Origin of the sequence: Flavobacterium phycosphaerae (assembly GCF_010119235.1) — a bacterium.
In the GTDB taxonomy this organism is placed as follows: domain Bacteria; phylum Bacteroidota; class Bacteroidia; order Flavobacteriales; family Flavobacteriaceae; genus Flavobacterium; species Flavobacterium phycosphaerae.
Genome location: NZ_JAAATZ010000001.1, coordinates 1,242,455 through 1,261,850 on the forward strand (window position 1 = coordinate 1,242,455; position 19,396 = coordinate 1,261,850).

Sequence of the window (19,396 nt, forward strand, 5' to 3'; positions counted from 1 at the left end):
AAACAAACCGACTTAAAATTTTTCTATTTTTACGTCGATTCAAATGTAGAAAATTTTAACCAAGGTTACTTCTTCCACAGGCAAAATAAAATGCTCGGAAGAAATTTAGTAAAAAGAAACGCCGAGTTACTATAATTCAAAACTTATGAAAAAAAGATTAGAAGCCGAATTAATCAGCATTGCCCACCGAATTTTGAAATTGAAAAACAAATCGGAAGTGGATCAATTGTATAAAGAAACCCAGAAATTATACGAAACGCTAACTGTTTTAAAATTTTATCAGGATAATTTCGAATCGGTGAAAGCGGATGTGGCGGAAGACGTTTTAGAAGAAAAATTAGAGCAACAGTCACAAGAAGAAGCTCTGCTAGAAGTAACAGCAACAGTAACTGAGCCAACGCCCGAAATAGTAGAAACCCCAAAAGCGGAAGAAGTTGTTGAAGAGGAAGTTTCAGAAGAAGCTGAAATTGAAGCAGAACCGGAAGTTGTGGTGGAAGAAGCAGTTGTTGCTCAAGAAGCAGATGATATTCAGGAAACAATAGAAGAAGAAACAGTAGAAGAAGAAACAGTAGTTGAAAACGAACCGGAAACCATTGATGAAGAAGAGCCTGTTTTCAAACCTATCTTTGAATTGGAAGTTGAGGATGAAATAGAAGAAGTGGCTGAAGAAGAGGAAGAAATCGAACCGGCAGAAACGATAACTGAATTCACTCCGGAAACCAAAAAAGTAGTCATTGAGGAATTTTTAGGCGAAAACTATACTGACCCTGTTTTTGTAAAACCGAATGACGTATCCTTGTTTGCCGAAGAAACTCCCGAACCAAAATCAGCAGTAGAGGCTGAAGCTTCAAGCAAATCTATAGCCATTGGTTTGAACGACCGAATTGGTTTTGTGAAGCATCTTTTTGACGAAAGCAACGAAGATTTTAACCGTGTCTTATCGCAATTAAACACTTTTGATTCTTTTGAAGAAGCCAAAAATTTTATTGATGACATGGTAAAACCCGATTATAACAACTGGCAAGGCAATGAAGACTATGCCGAACGCTTCATGGAGCTAATCGAGAATAAATTCCAGTAATGGGTAAACTGTACATCGTTCCTACGCCCATCGGCAACCTCGAAGACATGACTTTCAGAGCCATTACCGTTTTGAAAGAAGCCGATTTGATTTTGGCAGAAGATACGCGAACCAGCGGCAAGCTCTTAAAGCACTTTGACATTGCCACCCACATGCACAGCCACCACATGCACAACGAGCACAAGACGGTGGAAAATCTCATCAAGCGGTTGCAAGCCGGAGAAACCATTGCCTTGATAAGCGATGCCGGAACGCCGGCCATTTCCGATCCCGGTTTTTTACTCACGCGCGCTTGTGTTGAACATAATATTGAAGTCGATTGTTTGCCCGGAGCTACGGCTTTTGTTCCGGCTTTGGTCAACAGTGGTTTGCCCAATGATCGCTTTGTCTTCGAAGGATTTTTGCCCGAAAAGAAAGGCAGACAAACCCGCTATTTGGCATTAGCCGAAGAAACAAGAACCATGATTTTTTATGTGTCTCCACATAAATTGGTTAAAACACTAGCCGAGTACGTTCAATACTTCGGAGCTGACAGACCGGTTTCGGTTTCCCGCGAATTATCTAAACTGCACGAAGAAACCATTCGTGGTACTGCCGAAGAAGTACTCAAACATTTCGAAGCCAAGCCGCCTAAAGGAGAAATTGTAGTAGTGGTGGGCGGTAAGATTTCAACCAAAGAAAAGAAAGAGAAGGAATAATTACTCCACTTCCAAATCCACAAAAGAAAAACTATTCCCGCTAAACAAACCTTTGTCTGATAGTTTCAAATCAGGAATTACCAACAAAGCCATAAACGAAAGCGTCATAAATGGTGCTTTTAAATTACTGCCTAATGATTTGGCCATCCCGTCAATTTCCTGATACAAACGCCCGGCTTCCCAACCGTCTTTATCACTCATGATGCCCGCAACCGGAAGCGCTAACGATTTTTTATCGCTACCATTCACAGCACAAATTCCACCGGTGTTTTGAATTAAAAGATTGACTGCATTGCAAATTTCTTCATCCGAAGTACCAACCACAACAATATTATGACAATCGTGGGCTACCGAACTGGCAATTGCACCTTTTTTCAAGCCAAAGTTTTTAATAAAAGCCACAGCCGGAGGGGTATTAGCATAGCGGTTAACGACAGCCATTTTCAAGATGTCATTTTCAACATCAGCCACTAATTTTCCATTTTGTAATAGCGAAGCATGATGAATTTCATTGGTAATCAATTGGCCTTCCAAAGCTTCAATCACGCGTATCGTTTTGGCAGAACTCGGCACTTCAAAATCACTAACAGTCTTGGCGGAAGTATTAAAATTGTTAGGTGTTTCAAAAGCAACGTGCTTCACAAACGATTGGCCTTCCTTAGCTACCAACTCACCGTTAATATAGGTTTGTTTTACTTTGAAATGCACTAAATCCTCAGCCACAATAAAATCAGCAGCGTCGTTTTCTTTAAGTAACCCCACATCCATTTTATAATGCTGCACCGGATTCACACAAGCCGATTGCAATACCTTGAAAACATCAATGCCTTTAGCCACCGCACGAGCACAAAGTTGGTTAATGTGACCCAAAATCAAATCATCCGGGTGTTTGTCATCCGAACAAAACATCATATTATCATAATGCTCCGGCAATAAATCAATCAAGGCTTCAAAGTTTTTGGCGGCACTGCCTTCGCGAATGATGACTTTCATCCCAAGGGATAATTTCTCAGCAGCTTCCTCATAAGTAAAGCACTCATGGTCGGTTGTAATTCCGGCTGAGATGTATTTTTTAATCGGTTCTCCTCGCAAACCAGGCGCATGACCGTCAACCGGCTTGCCAAAATGTTTCGCCCAAGCAATTTTCTTTAATACCTCTTCATCATCAAACAATACGCCCGGATAATTCATCATTTCCGACAGATAATAAATGTCAGGCAACGCCATCAATTCTTTAATTTGTTCCGAATCAATCACTGCACCTGCCGTTTCAAAAAACGTAGCCGGAACACAAGAAGGCGCGCCAAAATGAAACTTCAAAGGCACTTGCTTCCCATTGTCAATCATATAATGCACACCTTCTTTTCCAAGCACATTCGCAATTTCATGCGGATCCGAAATGGTAGCCACGGTACCATGTAACACAGCAATCTTAGCAAACTCTGAAGGTACCAGCATCGAGCTTTCAATATGAATGTGAGCATCAATAAACCCCGGAAGTATATAGTCTTTCACGTCGTGATTTTTCTCCACTATGGAAACAATCTTCCCGTTAGCCACAGTAATTTCTCCCGAATAAATTCGTTTGTTTTCAATATCAACAATCTGTCCTTGAATTTGCATTTTATAGTACTTTTATATCCCAAAAGTACTAAATATAAAGTCAATTTTTCAAAAGGAATGAAAGTGTTGTTTTTAAAATATTTTTCCTACTTTTATCACTTCAACTCATAACTCATAATTTATAATTCATAACTCAAAAACATGCGCTGGACTCAAAAACCCAAACCCGCTCCCGAAAAAGTAAAAGCCTTGGCTTCTCAGTTAAATGTTGACGAGCTTATAGCCACACTTTTGGTGCAACGCGGTATTGAAACGTTTGACCAAGCGCGCCAATTCTTCCGACCTACATTAGACGATTTGCACAATCCTTATCTGATGAAAGATATGGACAAAGCGGTTACGCGAATTGAAACGGCCATTGCTAACAATGAAAATATTTTGGTTTTTGGCGATTATGATGTCGATGGAACTACCGCGGTTTCTTTGGTATCGAGTTATTTGAAAAGCTTTTATCCTAATGTGGCCACTTACATTCCGGACCGATACGATGAAGGTTACGGTATTTCGTATCAGGGTATCGACTTTGCCGAAGACAACGAATTTACCCTAATTATTGCCTTGGATTGTGGTATCAAATCAGTCGATCATATAGCTTATGCCAATGAAAGAAATATCGACTTTATCATTTGCGACCACCACCGCCCGGGCGATAGTTTACCCGAAGCCGTGGCTGTGCTCGACCCCAAGCGTGAGGATTGTTCCTATCCGTACGATGAACTTTGCGGGTGTGGTATAGGCTTCAAATTGATACAGGCTTTGGCTCAAAATAAAAATCAAACGACAAATGATTTGATGGTTTACTTAGATTTGGTAGCCACTGCTATTGCCGCTGATATAGTTCCGATGACCGGTGAAAACAGGGTCTTGGCTAAGTTTGGACTAGAGGTTATAAATGCCAATCCGCGTCCCGGTATCAAAGCTTTATTGCAAAATGTAAAGAAAAAAGTGCTGACCATAACCGATGTGGTTTTCATCATTGCCCCTCGTATCAACGCTGCGGGCAGAATCAAACACGGGAACGAGGCGGTTGCTTTGTTGACAGAATACGACCTGCAACAAGCCGAACAATTTGCCTCCGAAATTGAAAAATACAACAGCGATCGCAAAGATTTAGACAAACAAATCACGGTGGAAGCCCTCTCACAAATACAGGAAAACAACGAGCAACAAAAATTCACCACCGTAGTCTACAGCGAAAACTGGCACAAAGGGGTAATCGGTATTGTAGCTTCAAGATTGACCGAAACCCATTACCGTCCGACAATTGTCTTTACCAAAAGCGGTGACAAACTCGCTGCCTCAGCCCGTTCTGTAAAAGATTTTGATATTTACAATGCCCTCGAAGCCTGCACTCAACATCTCGAACAGTTTGGCGGACACATGTACGCGGCAGGGATGACCTTAAAAGAGGAAAACTATATTGCCTTTAAAGAAGCCTTTGAAAGGGTAGTTCAAGAGACAATACATCCTGATTTACTTACCCCTGAAGTTTCTGTTGATGCTGAAATCAACCTGACCGACATTAACGAAAAACTCATCAGAATTCTCAACCAGTTTGAACCTTTCGGCCCGCAGAATATGACGCCTGTTTTTATGACCAAAGGACTAAAAGATACCGGCTACGCCAAAGGTATTGGAGCCGATGAAGATCACCTCAAACTCTTCGTGAAACAAAATGGCTCGGAAGGCTTTGGAGCCATAGGGTTCGGACTGGGGAATAAGCTACCCTTAGTTAAAAACCAAACGTCCTTTGACGCCGTGTATAGCATCGATGAAAACGAATTCAACGGCAACATCACCATTCAGTTGCGATTAAAGGATTTGAAGTAATGGTTTACTTGTCATTTCGACGAAGGAGAAATCACATAACACTAGTAACACCCATTATTAAAAAACAACACCATGTTCAATACTCAAGAAGGGTTTCATTCTTATTATGTTTACATCATCACCAATAAATATCGGTCTACGTTCTATATTGGAATGACAAATAATTTGAAAGAAAGATTGAAACAACATAAAGAAAATATTGAACTGGGGAATAAGACCTTTGCTTCAAAATATAATTTGGAGTTTTTGGTGTATTATGAAAAATTCACATGGGTTCAAGAAGCCATTGGCAGAGAGAAAGAATTGAAAAAATGGAGAAGGGAGAAGAAATTAAATTTGATTAGGGAGTTTAATCCAACGTTTGAATTTTTAAATCATCACTTTGCCAAGCCGGCCTAAGAGTATGTGATTTCTCCTTTGTCGAAATGACAAGTAGTTCCGTCGAAATGACAAGCAGTAAAGTAAACCGTTTTTTGTCATTTCGACGAAGGAGAAATCACATAACACTAATCACACAAAAGTAATAGCGATTAAAGGATTTAAAGTAAAGACTTACTTGTCATTTCGACAAAGGAGAAATCACATAACGCCATTCAAACAAAAAGTAGTTGCGATTAAAGGATTTAAAGTAAATCGTTTTTTGTCATTACTAAAGAAATCCCGGTCAGAACACTCCAACGTATGCTTTATAAACCCTAACAGCCCTTCTGTAGGGTTTTTTTATGCCGTGAAACGGTCTTCGGAGTGCGTGAAACGGTCTTCGGAGTGGCTATACTTGTCTTCGGAATGCAGGGTGTAAACTGCTGAATACAAAGTCGATACTTCGGAGCCACAATATCAGTCTTAGGAAGGAATGGAACAGTTTTTGGAGGGAATGAAATACACTTCGGAACGCCTGAAAGCTGCTTCGGAATGTGAAAAGTTGTTTATTTCTTTAAATGATACTGTTATGAAAAAGCAAACCACCATTCGAAACTTTAATTTTGCCGACAGCAAGTTGGTACAATTGGCTCATGAAAAATTAGCCTTTATGCGCAGAGATGCTACGGCATTTTCGGATTATGGGCTGACGGAATCTGAGTTTTCGGCATTGGAAACTATGACAATCGATTTTGAAAATGCCGAAACGGATGGGGAAGCTCTTTACACACAAACCGCTATTACCACTCAAAAAGAGGAGAAAGCTGAAGTGTTGCGGGTAGCCATCAGAGGACTAATGGCTCGGGTTGCTTTGAAATTCCCAACCAATACGGCTCAATACCGAAAATTTGGCACCGAAGCCTTAGCCCAACAATCGGATGCTGAATTATTGGTCATGGCTAAAAATGTAGTGCATGTTGCCCAGCAAGTAGTTGATGAATTGGTGCCCAATGGAGTAACTCAGGCCATGTTAACCCACATTAGCCAACTTAGAGATGAGGTGGAAAGTTTGATACTAGCGATGAAAACCGCTATGGGCGATCGTGATATTCAGCAGGAAATTAGGATAGCAACGGCTAATAGCATTTACAGTACTTTGCTAAAATATACCCATACCGGGCTGTTTATTTGGAGTACTTCCGATGTGGCAAAGTATAATGATTATATTATTTATGAGGAGTAGCAGACTGGTATTCCTTCAGCTCAAACTTTTCTCCGTCAAAAACGCCGTAAGTAAAATAGCCAATCCAGTCGCCCAGATTCACATACTCCGAGTTGTCTCCCACCTTAATAATCATAGGGAGATGACGATGACCAAAGACTAGGTAGTCATAATGTTGGGTTTCGAGTTTGCGTTTTGAGTATTGCACCAGCCATTCGTTGTCTTCACCTAGGAATTTCACGTCAGCCTCGCCCGAAATCAGTTTGTTTTTTACCGATAGGTATTGGGCTAGTTTCATGCCAATATCCGGATGCAACCAGCGGTAGAGCCATTTTGAAAACGGACTGGTAAATACCTTCTTCATTCGCTTATAACCCTTATCACCCGGGCCTTTACCATCACCGTGGCCTATTAAGAATTTTTTGCCGTTAAATTCATACTCTTGATTGTCATGATACACCGGAATGTTGAGTTCTTTTTCAAAATAATCACTCATCCACAAATCGTGATTGCCCACAAAGAAATAAATAGGAATTCCACTGTCTCTAATTTCGGCCAGTTTGCCTAAAACTCTGACGAATCCTTTAGGCACAACGGTTTTATATTCAAACCAAAAATCGAATAGATCTCCCAACAGGAAAAGGCATTCGGCATCTTTTTTCACTTCGTCAAGCCAAGCGACAAACTTTTGTTCCCGCGGAAAACTCAGCTCAGGCGTTGGCGCACCAAGATGTTGGTCAGAGGCAAAATATATTTTTTTGTTAGGAGATATTGTCATGTTTTTATTGTAGGGACAAGTCGCGACTTGTCTCTACGTATTTTGATTATCGGAAGCATACCATTCGGCAAAAGAGGTATCTGTTTCCTGTAATTTTAACGAATGCAATTGAATGTCGTGCGGCAAACGGCTTTTTATTTTTTTGGCAAAATCAGTCACCATGTTTTCACTCGTTGGTTGATACTCTACCAAAATAACATGATGTCCACGGCTTTTCAGTTCGTTAGCCAATTCGATATGAGGGGTATTTTTATTGAAAACCGTAGCGTGGTCAAACAGGTCAACGATTTCTTCTTTTACAATTTTCTTCAAATCCGAAAAATCAATCACCATTCCAAACTTCACATTAGTGGTATCCGTAATAGGTTTTCCAATCACCGTTACTGATAGCTTGTAACTGTGGCCGTGTACATTTTTACACTTACCGTCATAACCATAAAGTGCGTGTCCGGTCTCGAAAGAAAATTGTTTAGTGATTCTGATGTTACTCATAAGTAGGCCTTTTTGCGTTGCAAATTTAGTAAAATATAACTACTCTTCGTTTTGTCTCTTTTTAGCTTTTGAATACATCCACCAGGCGGCGCCAACAATTATAGCAAATGGCAGGATGTTGCCAATCCAAACCCCAATGAGGTAGCCGTTGTCGGGGGCGTGTTTGATTTTTTCGTTAACGTCAACTTGCTGCAATAAGAATATAAGGCTCATACTGATTTTTTTAGTCAAACAAATTTACGTAAAAAAACAAAGGCTGCCTTTGGGGCAACCTTGTTTTTATCGTGTGATAGTATTATGGATTTTGTTCCAATTCCTGAATTTCATTTTCCTCAGCAGCACGGGCATTTAAGGCTAAATTGTCAGCATTTACCAATACAGCCACAAAACTGATGTTATCCGGATTAGAAACATTAGCCGGTATCGGAAGAGTGAATGATTTGGTAATCGTTTGCCCCGCAGCAGTATTCTCGGTGATGACGTCACCCAATAAATCAGTTATATTGTGTCTTAACACATGATTGTGTTCATAGTTAGGCACCGGATTGATATTGCCGTAATAGGAAGTGTAATTGGTTTGAGAATGAATTAAATGATTTTCAAGCACATAAACTACCAGTTTTAAACCGCTGTAATTTTGTGCAAACTTCATAGTCACATCCAAGTTAATGGTGCCGTTAGCTACTGTTGAAGCTAAAGCCAATCCCAATCCTGCATTATTTCCGGTTAAGGCTTTAGCTTGTGCAATGTTAGACGGTTCAGGAGAAGCCCAAACGATGGTTCTGTTTAAGCGAGACTGAGGTAATTCTAAATCAGAATTGGGTAAAATCAGGTCTTTCAATGGTTGGTAATTGGCAAAATGATAAGGGTCATTACCGTTGTGAATGGCAATAGAAACCACCTTATCCGATTGAGCATACATTTGGTCAATAGCATAGGCCACTCGGGTACAGTTGCCACACCATGAGCCGGTATAATCTTCAATTAAAACGCGTTTTTTGAAATAACCGGGAACAGGTGCCGCAGTTTCTGTGTCATCGGGTAAATTTTCAATTACTTTGGTATCGCTGCAGGAAAAAAAGGCAACTGCCATCAGCATTAAAAATAAATAATTACTCTTTTTCATTTAGTTATGGTTATTTTAAGGTAAGACTTTTGGTGAAATGGGATTAAAAACTAGTGTTCAATGACAATGAAACGCCGGTGCTTTCCGGAACATATCGACATACACCTCCTACGCAAACCAAACCGCCTCTTTGTCTTCCGTAAGCCAAAGCAATTCGGGTAGATTTAACGCGATATGAATTTCCGATGGAATAATAATGGTGTTGCAGTTTAGCATCATCATTGCCATAATTGTACATATCCGAAACGTATAACGCATATTTAGATCCCAGATTAAATTCGGTTAACAAACTGGCCCAATTCTTTTTATCACTGTTCGCCCAAAGATGTTCAGCCTGTACCCGTATGGATTTATTGGTGCTGAATTTATAGGTAGATTCAGCTCCGATAATATTGGATTTTACTTCGCCATAGGTTTCCTGAATGTACTTTTTGTTATAATATTGGTTGATGTAGGTAAATCCGGATTGCCATTTGTCATTCCATTTTTTGGTAATTTCAATATTGGCATCTGTGAAATATTTTTTACCGAAACCAAGGAAATCAGTATGATAATCCTGTGGAGCGAAAATATAAAACTCTCCGCCTAAACCATGATACTGCGAATAATTCAATGCCACTTTGGTACCATATTTACCGCCCAAAGCAGTTCCTTTTTTAAAATTATAAAACAAATCGATTTGTCCGCCAATTTCGCCCGCTTTCACCATATTAACATCATTAAGAATCACATTTGGCTGTGCCTGATAGACATATATATTGGCCAAATTGTAATGATGCTGTTTGGTTAAACTGGGTACGTAATTCATAATTAAATCATTGTACTGGTTTCCTTTAGCTAATCGTTCTGAATAAAAACTCATGTTTTCCAATCGACGGAAGGTAGCATCAACACCAAATCCTTTTTCAGAATACCCCATGTTCAGCAAAAAGGCGCTTCCCGGTTTGATAAGGTTGTTGTCAATTTGGTTTTTAACTTGTACTACGGCATCTTTCGATTTATAATCGTACTCTGAGGAAACATAATACCCGTTATGGCTGTAATTAATTCTTCCGGCAAAAGCATTGGTCCAATTATTAAATTTAGGATTAACTATATCCGTTTTTTCGTCACGACCCACATAGGTAAAGCCAATTGTCAATTCGTCTTTTTCAAATTTGAAAATATCCGAAAGGGCTAACTCGGCATCAGCACCATAAATTTTTCCTTCTGACACATCAAAACCGGTTCGTTGCTGCCCGTAAAGAGTTTTTAACGTAAAGTATTTGGTAGGTTTGTAAATAAAACGCAAACCACGCAAAGCATTGTTAATTCCTAAAGCGCGGTCTTCCCAACTTCTCAGCAATAACCCGCTTCCAAATTGTTCATAGTAATACCCAGCTGTGATATCAACTTGTTCATTTTTGAATTGGGCAAAATAAGTCGCCACGTTGGCATGCTCATATTTAGGATTGTAATTCAATAACGCTTGTTGCTCATAGGCTTCTCCCTGAATTCCGAATGTCCAGTTTTTTATTTTATAGTTTACAAATAAATAACTGTTGGAACGTAAAGGATCTTCGGGATGTACTACCGGATTATGAAATTCGTCAAATAAGCATTTATCATTCAGGTACCATTGGGCATTGGTTTCAAAACCTCCCGAAACAGTTCCTTTTTCTTTTTCTTGAGCAAAAACGGTTGACGAAAAGGCCAACAAACCCATAAAAACAATTTTCTTCATGGATTATAAGGTCTTTAATTTAGCCAACAAATCGTTCTCATTTCCGGGAACATACCCATTTTGAATATGAACAATTGCGCCGTTTTTCACAACCACGGTATAGGGAATATTTACAATTCCCAGTGCTCTTTTCAACTCTTGGTTGCTATCCAAAAGGACTTTATAATCCCACCCTTTTCCGTTAACCAAAGGCTTTATTCTTTTTTGTGTTCTGGAGTCATCGGTGGCCACGGCTACAATTTCGATAGGTAGTGTCTTCTTCCATTCTTCCTGCACGTCATTCATTTCGTCTAATTCGCTAATGCAAGGGGTACACCATGTTGCCCAAAAAGAAAAGATGTAAATTTTGTCCTTTTCCATGAAATCAGTAGTGACGGACATTTTTTTACCGTCAATATCTGACAATGAAATATTGGGCAATTGTTTTTGTGAAAATGAAGCGAATCCGACAAAAAGCAGTAGTAGGTTTAGTAGTTTTTTCATTCTAGTTTAAATTGTTTGCATCAGTTGATGAACTTTATAAAAGATCATCTATTTATTTTTTAATCACTTTTAAAGTTGCTCTTTTCCCTTCTTCAGTAGTGAAATTAAGAATATAAACCGCTGCATTCAAATTAGATACATCAATAGTGTTGTATCCTGAAATGTAACTAGTCTGATTAACTAATCTACCGGTTAAATCAAATAATTCGGTTCTTCCTCCTGTGGTGGCATCAAATTCAATTTGAGAAGTAACTAATGTTGATTTGATGTTAATTCCGGCATCTTTCACACTAGTAAAGCCCGGAGTGCTTAGGTTTGGACTGTAACGGTAAGTAATTGTGATTGAGTTTCCTATTTCGGCACCAAATGAATTTACCATATAAAACTTCAAAACATACTCTACATTGTCTATTCCGTTACCGGCATAACCATTAACAAAGTGATCAAAGTTTCCGTTTTGACCATTTGCCGGGATTATGGAAGAACTGCTGGATGGGTAAGAGTTACCTACTGTAAGTGTTCCTACACAAATAGGATCGATACAGAACTGAAGACTACTGCCGGTAGCATTAGTCATACTGATTAGTTTCATTTTTACATTGATATTACTCGCTGAGCTGTTGTAAATTTTTAAGCCCAAATAAGCAGGGTCTGAAGACGAAGGATTATCCGGGTCTGCCAATGAGGTATAAGTGAATACATCGCCGTTATTAATAGCGGTACCGTCTAATTTCTTCATTGTCATTTGTGAAAACGACAAGGCTGAACAAAGACAAACGATTGCAATAATTACTTTTTTCATATTATATATTTTTAATAAAGATTTATTTTACCAATAATTGTTTGCTGTAAGAAGTATTTCCGGTAGCAATGGTAACCACATATTCTCCTTTGGCAATCCCTTTTACCGGAACAGTCAAAAGTTGATTTTCAGTAACGTTTTTGCTCTCATTGGATTGAACTACTCTGCCTAACATGTCATAAATAGTGATTTTATAATCACCACTTTTTAAATTGCTGATATTGATAAAATCACTGGCCGGGTTAGGATATACCTGAATATTGGTAGCCATTTGGTTGTGACTTACAGCAAGTGTATTCATTTCAACTGATTTTGAATTAACAATTTCGCCATTGTCCTGATCAATCAAAACCAAAACAGCATGCATATTGTCAAGAGCACTAGTAGCCGGTACGGTATAATTAAACGTATAGCTTATAGTTTGGCCATCAGTAATAGTTGTAGGTACTGAACCATCCTGACCGTCATAACCTCCTAATAATTGTCTTCCTACGTGGTTGTATACCATTGAAGCAGCCGGTACCGGATTGGCTAATGACTCATATCCTCCCATAGCACCGTTGGCGCCACCAGAATAATAATTGGTTTGTTTGTATCCCGCTATAGTTCCGGTTACATTGTCTTCTGAAATAATAACCCCTAAACGGTAATTAGCATTAGCAAAATTGGTTCTGAAAGTAGCATTAGCAGTAATAGTAACATCAGAACCATTCACGTCACCTGTAGCTTCTAAACTCACAGGAGTTGTCAATAGTTTTCTAGTATTCAGGTTGTTTACCATAGTAGTTTGACTTACATCAGCTCCTTTTACAACACGATCTACATTCATTCCAGGAAAACCTGAAAAATCTGCTCCGCCATCATAATCGTCTATCATCATTGGGTCTTCGTTGTGAACAGCTACTCCGATGAATTCGTTTGGATAGGTAGTGTCCATGTAGGCCATAGCAACAGCACCTCTTGGGCACCAACCACACCATGTTCCCGTACCTTCTTCAAATAAAACTTTTTTGGGAGAGGCCTGACTCACAGTGTTAAACTTGATTGAGCCGGTATTATTAGTCATTACAGGATCAGGGTTACCATTCACAGCCGTAATACTTAAGGCTAAATTTTTCTCTACGATAGTTCCGTATTGAACAGTGGTAGGGTGAATTACGGTACTGGTAGCTCCTACCGCTAATGATTTGTTTACTGTAATGCTGTGATCTGTTCCGTCATTCCAATTGATGGTTAAATTGGTTATTGGATTACTTCCGGCATTTTTAACTGTAAAAGTCAAGGCGTTGGTCGAGTTTAATAAACCATAACGATTTAATTTTGCAGAAACTAACTGAACATCATTTGCTGCTAAACTTTTTAGTTTAACATTGTCAACAACTAGAAAATAATTATCCGTACAATCATAATGTCTAAAACTTATATAAACAGTTTGTCCAATATAACTGGTCAAATTGATGAATTTCGTGGCTAAAGTGCCATTGGCTATAGTGCTCTGGAAAATAGGTGTTGCCGCACTAATTACCGCAGGGTCGGCCGATGTTGTTACATATACAGCATAATGCTCGTTTGGCCAGCTTGAACTGGTTTGATAGTCGTAAAATAAATAAACATTAGGGTCGGTTACAACGCTCAAATCGATTGCAGGAGAAGTAACCAAATTGTCAGGAGTTAAAGGAGATGTGGTTGCGTCATCGTAAGAAAAAGAAAGTAGTGAACCGGTGCCGAATGCACTGCTGATGCCTGAGGCATTCAACACTGACCATTCTAATCCGTCAGCATCTAAGTCAGTACTTGTCCAACCATTTAAATCACCTGACTCAAAATCTTCAGAGTAATAAGTGTTTTGGGCAAAACTGAGCGATGAAATAAATAAAAGCATTAGTAGTAAAGTAGTTTTTCTCATAAATAAAGTTAATTTGTAGTTGTTGAATAGTTTGTTTTAAAAAATTTAATGCAAGTATAGTGAAAATAATCACGTCTAATTAATTGTATTTTAAGTGACTATTTCTTTTTTCGTGAATTTTGAAACATATTGACAAAAAGTATATATTTGCAATGTCAATTCAGGGGATGTAGCTCAGCTGGTTAGAGTGCTTGCCTGGCAGGCAAGAAGTCGTGGGTTCGAGTCCCATCTTCTCCACAAAAAAGCCGAAATCGTTTAGATTTCGGCTTTTTTTATTTTCCGTTTTTTAAATCTTCGGCTACTTTTTCCAATTCAGCATACCAGTCAGCTCCAAACTTTCGAATTAAAGCTTCCTTGACAAATTTGTAAACCGGCACTTGAAGTTCTTTCCCTAATGTACAAGCATCGCTGCAAATGTCCCAACGGTCATAATTTACGGCGGCAAACTCGCTGAAATCTTTCACCCGAATGGGATACAAATGACAGGAAACCGGTTTTTTCCAGTTGATGATGCCTTGATTATAAGCTTGTTCAATCCCGCAAAGCGCTGTCTTTCCGTCAAAGATAACGTAAGCACAATCTTTATTGTCAATCAAAGGGGTTTCCAAATCTTGATCGGTTCCTACTACCCATGTGCCCAATCTCTCGATAGCTTCGATACCTTCTTTGCGCAAAAAGGGTTTTACTTTCGGATAGATTTCTTCCAAGATTTTGGTTTCTTCCAAACTCAAAGGAGCACCGGCATCGCCGTCAACACAACAGGCACCGCGGCAAGCCGAAAGGTTGCATACAAAATCTTTTTCGAGGATATCTTCAGATACTATGGTTTTGCCTAATTGAAACATGGATGAATTTAGGGTTTAGGATTTGCGATTTAGGATTTTAAATTCCGATGCAAAGGTAAAAATCAATTTGGGTTAAATGAATTATAAAAGTTTAAAAACCTAATTTTGTCAAAAAATGTAAGGAGATGAATTTAGATTTTAGAGAAATTGCCACCGCCACCATGGTGCTTTTTGCCGTTATCGATATAGTTGGAAGTATTCCGGTAATTATTGATTTGAGAGCTAAGTTTGGTCACATCCAATCGGAAAAAGCGTCGCTGGTTTCGGCCGGAATCATGATTGCTTTTCTTTTTGTCGGAGAAGAAATCCTGAAATTAATTGGGATAGATGCCAATTCGTTTGCCGTGGCCGGTTCGTTTGTGTTGTTCTTTTTGGCCTTAGAAATGATACTCGGCATTCGGTTGTATAAAGAAGATAAAGCGAGTTCGGCTTCTATTGTGCCAATAGCTTTCCCCTTAGTGGCCGGTGCCGGAACTATGACTACCTTACTTTCGTTGCGCTCCCAATTTCAAACGGCCAATATTATTGTGGCTATATTTTTAAATATTGTTTTGGTGTATTTGGTACTGAAATCATCTTCCAAAATCGAAAAAATGCTAGGGGAAAACGGGCTGAGCATCATCCGAAAAGTATTTGGCATTGTGCTTTTGGCCATTGCTGTTAAATTATTTGCTGCTAATGTTAAAGGACTCTTTGCATAACAGCATATTTTAGTATTTTTGTCGTCTAAATGTAGTACATGAAAATTTTCACCAATATTCTTCTCTTTATTGCTATTGCTTTAATAGTAGTAAACATTTTCCTCCTTGATTTCAACAAACCTTTCGAAGGCAACAGTATGATTGCTCTGATTGGTATAGCAGCGTCTTTTTGTGCTGTTTTGATTCTGATGATTTTCAGAATGTCAAAAAAAATCGAAGACCAATTAAAACACTAAATCATGTTTGATGTTCTTGTAATTGGCGGTGGCGTTTCGGGCATGTCTTGTGCTTTGATTTTAGGTTCTGCCCAAAACAAACCTTTTGCTGCCGATAAAAAAATTGGAATCATCACACACCAAAAAGGATCTTCCTTGCAAGATGCTTTATTTTATAATGCTTATGGCGTTCCTTCGGGTAAATTAGGCTCCGAGTTACTGACAGAAAGTGTTGACCAGTTGCAGCAACTCTATCCGCATATCATTCAGATTGCTGATGAAAAAGTAATGAAAATAGAAGGAGAAGCCGGAAATTTTACTGTAATGACCAATAAAGATTCTTATCAAACCAAAATAGTAGTCATTGGTATCGGTGCCGGAAATCCTTTCACCATTGAAGGATTAGAGGCGTTTGTAATGCCTCATCAAAAAGTGATAGCCGAGAAAAACCGAATTCAATTAAGAAACGTTGACCACAAAGTAGCGGAAGGAATTTATGTAACCGGAACCTTGGCAGGCTGGAGAAGTCAACTGGCTATAGCTGCCGGAAGTGGCGCCGCAGTGGCAACAGATATCCTAACACTTTGGAATGATGGTGTTCATGTGCAAGTACATGACAGCATCCGAAAATAAATTACTTCAACACGGCCTTCAGCATCGTGTCGTCTTTCAAAATAATTTGGTAGTAGTAGTTTTCACCAAACAATTGTCGGGCCAATTCAGCTGTGATGTATTTTTTAACCAAGACCTTATTGCTTTCTAATTTCATTTCCAAACCGGCTTCTTTGAGGTAGTTTTCAAATTTGGGAATATAGCTCTCGTCATTTTGCATTTTGGTTAAAAACGCACCAAATTCCATTCCCTTGAACGTATTTCTGTTTTTATCTAATTGTTCAAAAACAAAGTGACCAACCACACCCGAGTTTAAAATGTAAGCCAATCCTTCTTCGCCTTTTTTAACTTCAAGCGGTACAAAAATATCCGGAACAATACCGCCGCCGCCATAAACCAATCGCCCTTTTTTAGTTTTAAATTTTAGCGAATCGGCTACTTTTATTTTGTCTTTGGCATACAATTCACCGCTTTCAAAACGTTTCTCAAAATCCTGACTGTACTCTTCGCTTTCGCCTTTGGTATAAGGTTTTTGAATAGAACGGCCACTAGGGGTATAATAGCGAGAAGTGGTTAATCGAACGGCAGAACCATCTTCAAAATCCATTTCACGCTGTACCAGTCCTTTGCCAAAAGAACGTCTGCCTACAATCGTCCCACGGTCATTATCCTGAATTGCTCCGGCCAAAATTTCACTGGCAGATGCCGAGTTTTCATCGATCAAAACAAAGACTCTTCCGGTTTCAAAAATCCCTTCTTTGGTTGCATAGGTTTTATCGATTTTGCCTTTTCGGTTTTTAGTGAATACGATTAGCTCTTTGTCTTTCAAAAGTTCATCGGCAATCTCTACTGCTCTTTCCAAATAACCGCCACCATTGTCACGCAAATCAATGACTAAGGTGTTCATGCCCTTTTCTTTCAGTGCCTCCAATCCGGTGTAGAACTCGTCATAGGTGTTCTCGGCAAAGCGATTAATTCGGATGTATCCGGTAGTTTTATTCAGCATCAGATAAGTATCGACACTTTTGATAGGTACAACTTCACGTTCTACCTTAATGGTTAGTTTTTTATTAGTGCTTTTTCGGAAAATGGTCAACGTTACAGTTGAACCTTCTTCGCCTTTTAGTTTGTTGTATAAACTGTCGGAAGGTAATTTTCGGCCAAAAAGTTTGGATTTATCGGCGTATAAAATTCGGTCACCGGCTAAGATTCCCGCTTTGGCAGCCGGTCCGTCTTTTAGCGGATTGACTACGGTAACGGTATCATTATACATATAAAAATTCACGCCAATGCCTACAAAATCACCTTTCATGATTTCGGCTTCCGATGATTGCTCGCTGGGCGGAATATAAACCGAATGCGGGTCAAGATTGGCTAAAATGCTGTTTACGGTCAATTCGACTATGGAGTCTGAATTGATATCGTCAACATATTCATCGTTTATGAAATCTATTAATCGTTCTATTTTAGCCTTGCTGGCACTTTTTTTGGACAACGTACGGGTCGGAAAATTAAGCATGCCGCCAATGACAATCCCCAGCGCAACGCATGAGAATAGTAAAAGGGGCAAGTATTTTTCCTTCGATTTCATTAAGGGGAGAGAGACTCGGTATAAAGTTATTCTAAATTTTCAATTTGACGCACTTCAACGCCGGCTTTTTCTAAAAAGTCAACGCCCGAAGTGTCGCGGTAGCCATGCTGATACACTACGCGTTTGATTCCCGATTGGTGAATGAGTTTGCTGCATTCTTTACAAGGAGAAAGAGTAATATACAAGGTAGCATGTTCACAGGTTTGTGTGGAACGGGCCACTTTTGAAATGGCATTGGCTTCGGCATGAAGAACATACCATTTGGTTAAGCCTTCGTCATCTTCGCAGCAGTTTTCAAAACCGGATGGGGTTCCGTTATATCCATCGGAGATAATCATACGGTCGCGAACGATGATGGCACCTACTTGTTTGCGTTTGCAATAAGACAATTTACTCCACTCGGCGGCAATCCTCAAATAGGCTACGTCGTATTTTTTTTGTTTTCCTTCTTTCATTTTGTACTGAACTTTTCAGTCTCTCAAAGATAACTGATAATCAAATGGTTTTTCATCTAGCCCTGATGGGAGCGGCACCGAAGTAGAGCGGACAGCAGGAACATGGATAGCAAATATATCGAAACCTTTCGCTTCTGAACAATTATTTAGGCCAAATTTCACTTTGTAAAATCATAGGAATGACTACTCCTACAATAAAGGCCGAAATGGTTAGTGTCCAGTCGCGTTTGGAGAATTTGAATAGCGTTTGAGCCATGTACCCTAAGAGTAGAGCAGCAAGTACGACTATGATTTGCGCCGCTTCAATTCCGACGGCAAATTCAAAAAGCGGTAAGAGTTTGTCGGTTGGTTTTCCGGTGAGAATGCTGTTGAAGTAATTGGAAAAGCCCAATCCGTGAATGATTCCGAAGAATACGGTTACGATGCCCACAAACGTAATGCCGTCTTTTTTGCTTGATTTACCTGAGACAATAATGTTATACATTGCTGCAATGAGGATGGTAATCGGGATTAAAAATTCGACAATATGGGCTTTAATAGTGACTATATTAAAAACAGAAAGCATCAGTGCCAAGGTATGACCTAAAGTGAACAGCGATACCAGAATCAGGATGCGTTTCCAGGATTTGAATTCATAGGGAACCGTTAAGGCCAGCAAAAATAAAACATGGTCGTAGGCAAAAATGTTGAGCACGTGTTTTAGCCCGATAGAGAAGTAAATCCAGAAATCTGACATGGTAATTTGGTGGTTTTGGAACGTAAACTTACAATTTATTTTTATCGGGCTTTTAAAATTAGTGCTAAAATCGATGAAAAACATTTTTCAAATAGGTTTCTTGAAAACGGGAAATTG

21 protein-coding genes and 1 tRNA gene are annotated in these 19,396 nt (G+C 39.2%); 9 read left to right on the forward strand and 13 right to left on the reverse strand.

Features of this window, described 5'->3' with window-relative positions:
- Positions 1-145: 145 nt before the first annotated feature.
- Positions 146-1,081, forward strand: a complete 936-nt coding sequence (locus tag GUU89_RS05515; protein WP_162126989.1) for a hypothetical protein — start codon at positions 146-148, stop codon at positions 1,079-1,081.
- Positions 1,081-1,779, forward strand: coding sequence for a 16S rRNA (cytidine(1402)-2'-O)-methyltransferase (rsmI, locus tag GUU89_RS05520; protein WP_162126990.1), 699 nt, complete (start codon positions 1,081-1,083; stop codon positions 1,777-1,779). Before GUU89_RS05515 ends, rsmI begins: the two co-directional genes overlap by 1 nt.
- Here rsmI and ade read toward each other — a convergent pair whose 3' ends face one another.
- Positions 1,780-3,402, reverse strand: coding sequence for an adenine deaminase (gene ade / locus GUU89_RS05525; protein WP_162126991.1), 1,623 nt, complete (start codon positions 3,400-3,402; stop codon positions 1,780-1,782). It lies immediately after the preceding gene.
- Positions 3,403-3,543: 141 nt separating this feature from the next.
- Between ade and recJ the strand changes: the two genes are divergently transcribed.
- The 3 genes from recJ (at position 3,544) to GUU89_RS05540 (ending at position 6,835) form a co-directional block, all read left to right on the forward strand.
- A complete protein-coding gene (recJ, locus tag GUU89_RS05530) occupies positions 3,544-5,232 on the forward strand; it encodes a single-stranded-DNA-specific exonuclease RecJ (protein ID WP_162126992.1) in 1,689 nt (562 codons plus the stop codon).
- A 72-nt stretch (positions 5,233-5,304) separates the two neighbouring features.
- Positions 5,305-5,631: a GIY-YIG nuclease family protein gene (locus GUU89_RS05535; RefSeq protein ID WP_162126993.1), complete on the forward strand. Its 327-nt coding sequence runs from the start codon at positions 5,305-5,307 to the stop codon at positions 5,629-5,631.
- Positions 5,632-6,085: 454 nt separating this feature from the next.
- On the forward strand, positions 6,086-6,835 hold the full coding sequence (locus tag GUU89_RS05540) for a hypothetical protein (protein ID WP_162126994.1): 750 nt from the start codon (positions 6,086-6,088) through the stop codon (positions 6,833-6,835).
- Here the strand turns inward: GUU89_RS05540 and GUU89_RS05545 are convergent.
- From GUU89_RS05545 to GUU89_RS05575, 8 genes are all read right to left on the reverse strand, one after another.
- Positions 6,819-7,592: a UDP-2,3-diacylglucosamine diphosphatase gene (locus GUU89_RS05545; RefSeq protein ID WP_162126995.1), complete on the reverse strand. Its 774-nt coding sequence runs from the start codon at positions 7,590-7,592 to the stop codon at positions 6,819-6,821. The two genes, GUU89_RS05540 and GUU89_RS05545, sit on opposite strands and share 17 nt — an antisense overlap.
- A gap of 33 nt (positions 7,593-7,625) precedes the next feature.
- The gene (locus GUU89_RS05550; protein ID WP_162126996.1) at positions 7,626-8,084 is read right to left on the reverse strand and encodes a 6-pyruvoyl trahydropterin synthase family protein; all 459 of its coding nucleotides are present in this window, start codon (positions 8,082-8,084) and stop codon (positions 7,626-7,628) included.
- Between the two features lie 39 nt (positions 8,085-8,123).
- The gene (locus GUU89_RS14785) at positions 8,124-8,297 is read right to left on the reverse strand and encodes a hypothetical protein (RefSeq protein WP_202924436.1); all 174 of its coding nucleotides are present in this window, start codon (positions 8,295-8,297) and stop codon (positions 8,124-8,126) included.
- An 82-nt stretch (positions 8,298-8,379) separates the two neighbouring features.
- The gene (locus tag GUU89_RS05555) at positions 8,380-9,210 is read right to left on the reverse strand and encodes an Omp28-related outer membrane protein (RefSeq protein ID WP_162126997.1); all 831 of its coding nucleotides are present in this window, start codon (positions 9,208-9,210) and stop codon (positions 8,380-8,382) included.
- A gap of 43 nt (positions 9,211-9,253) precedes the next feature.
- A complete protein-coding gene (locus tag GUU89_RS05560) occupies positions 9,254-10,933 on the reverse strand; it encodes a DUF6029 family protein (RefSeq protein WP_162126998.1) in 1,680 nt (559 codons plus the stop codon).
- Between the two features lie 3 nt (positions 10,934-10,936).
- Positions 10,937-11,416 (reverse strand): TlpA family protein disulfide reductase, encoded by a 480-nt coding sequence (locus GUU89_RS05565; RefSeq protein ID WP_162126999.1) that lies wholly within the window; start codon positions 11,414-11,416, stop codon positions 10,937-10,939.
- Between the two features lie 52 nt (positions 11,417-11,468).
- On the reverse strand, positions 11,469-12,218 hold the full coding sequence (locus GUU89_RS05570) for a T9SS type A sorting domain-containing protein (protein ID WP_162127000.1): 750 nt from the start codon (positions 12,216-12,218) through the stop codon (positions 11,469-11,471).
- A 22-nt stretch (positions 12,219-12,240) separates the two neighbouring features.
- A complete protein-coding gene (locus GUU89_RS05575) occupies positions 12,241-14,124 on the reverse strand; it encodes a T9SS type A sorting domain-containing protein (protein WP_162127001.1) in 1,884 nt (627 codons plus the stop codon).
- 163 nt (positions 14,125-14,287) lie between these two features.
- Here GUU89_RS05575 and GUU89_RS05580 point away from each other — a divergent pair.
- Positions 14,288-14,361: transfer RNA gene (locus GUU89_RS05580), tRNA-Ala, on the forward strand.
- A 35-nt stretch (positions 14,362-14,396) separates the two neighbouring features.
- On the opposite strand, the gene GUU89_RS05585 is transcribed toward GUU89_RS05580, so the two are convergent.
- Positions 14,397-14,969, reverse strand: coding sequence for a DUF3109 family protein (locus GUU89_RS05585; RefSeq protein WP_162127002.1), 573 nt, complete (start codon positions 14,967-14,969; stop codon positions 14,397-14,399).
- A gap of 125 nt (positions 14,970-15,094) precedes the next feature.
- Between GUU89_RS05585 and GUU89_RS05590 the strand changes: the two genes are divergently transcribed.
- The 3 genes from GUU89_RS05590 to GUU89_RS05600 are packed head-to-tail and all read left to right on the forward strand — an operon-like array spanning position 15,095 to position 16,518.
- Entirely contained in the window at positions 15,095-15,670 is a 576-nt protein-coding gene (locus GUU89_RS05590) for a MarC family protein (protein ID WP_162127003.1), read from the forward strand.
- A 38-nt stretch (positions 15,671-15,708) separates the two neighbouring features.
- Entirely contained in the window at positions 15,709-15,906 is a 198-nt protein-coding gene (locus GUU89_RS05595; protein ID WP_162127004.1) for a hypothetical protein, read from the forward strand.
- Between the two features lie 3 nt (positions 15,907-15,909).
- A complete protein-coding gene (locus GUU89_RS05600) occupies positions 15,910-16,518 on the forward strand; it encodes an FAD-dependent oxidoreductase (protein ID WP_162127005.1) in 609 nt (202 codons plus the stop codon).
- A 1-nt stretch (position 16,519) separates the two neighbouring features.
- On the opposite strand, the gene GUU89_RS05605 is transcribed toward GUU89_RS05600, so the two are convergent.
- The 3 genes from GUU89_RS05605 to GUU89_RS05615 form a co-directional block, all read right to left on the reverse strand.
- Positions 16,520-18,088: a S41 family peptidase gene (locus GUU89_RS05605; RefSeq protein WP_162127006.1), complete on the reverse strand. Its 1,569-nt coding sequence runs from the start codon at positions 18,086-18,088 to the stop codon at positions 16,520-16,522.
- A 26-nt stretch (positions 18,089-18,114) separates the two neighbouring features.
- Complete coding sequence (locus GUU89_RS05610) at positions 18,115-18,543, reverse strand: deoxycytidylate deaminase (RefSeq protein WP_162127007.1); 429 nt, start codon at positions 18,541-18,543, stop codon at positions 18,115-18,117.
- Between the two features lie 142 nt (positions 18,544-18,685).
- Entirely contained in the window at positions 18,686-19,279 is a 594-nt protein-coding gene (locus tag GUU89_RS05615; protein ID WP_162127008.1) for a HupE/UreJ family protein, read from the reverse strand.
- Positions 19,280-19,396 lie beyond the last annotated feature (117 nt).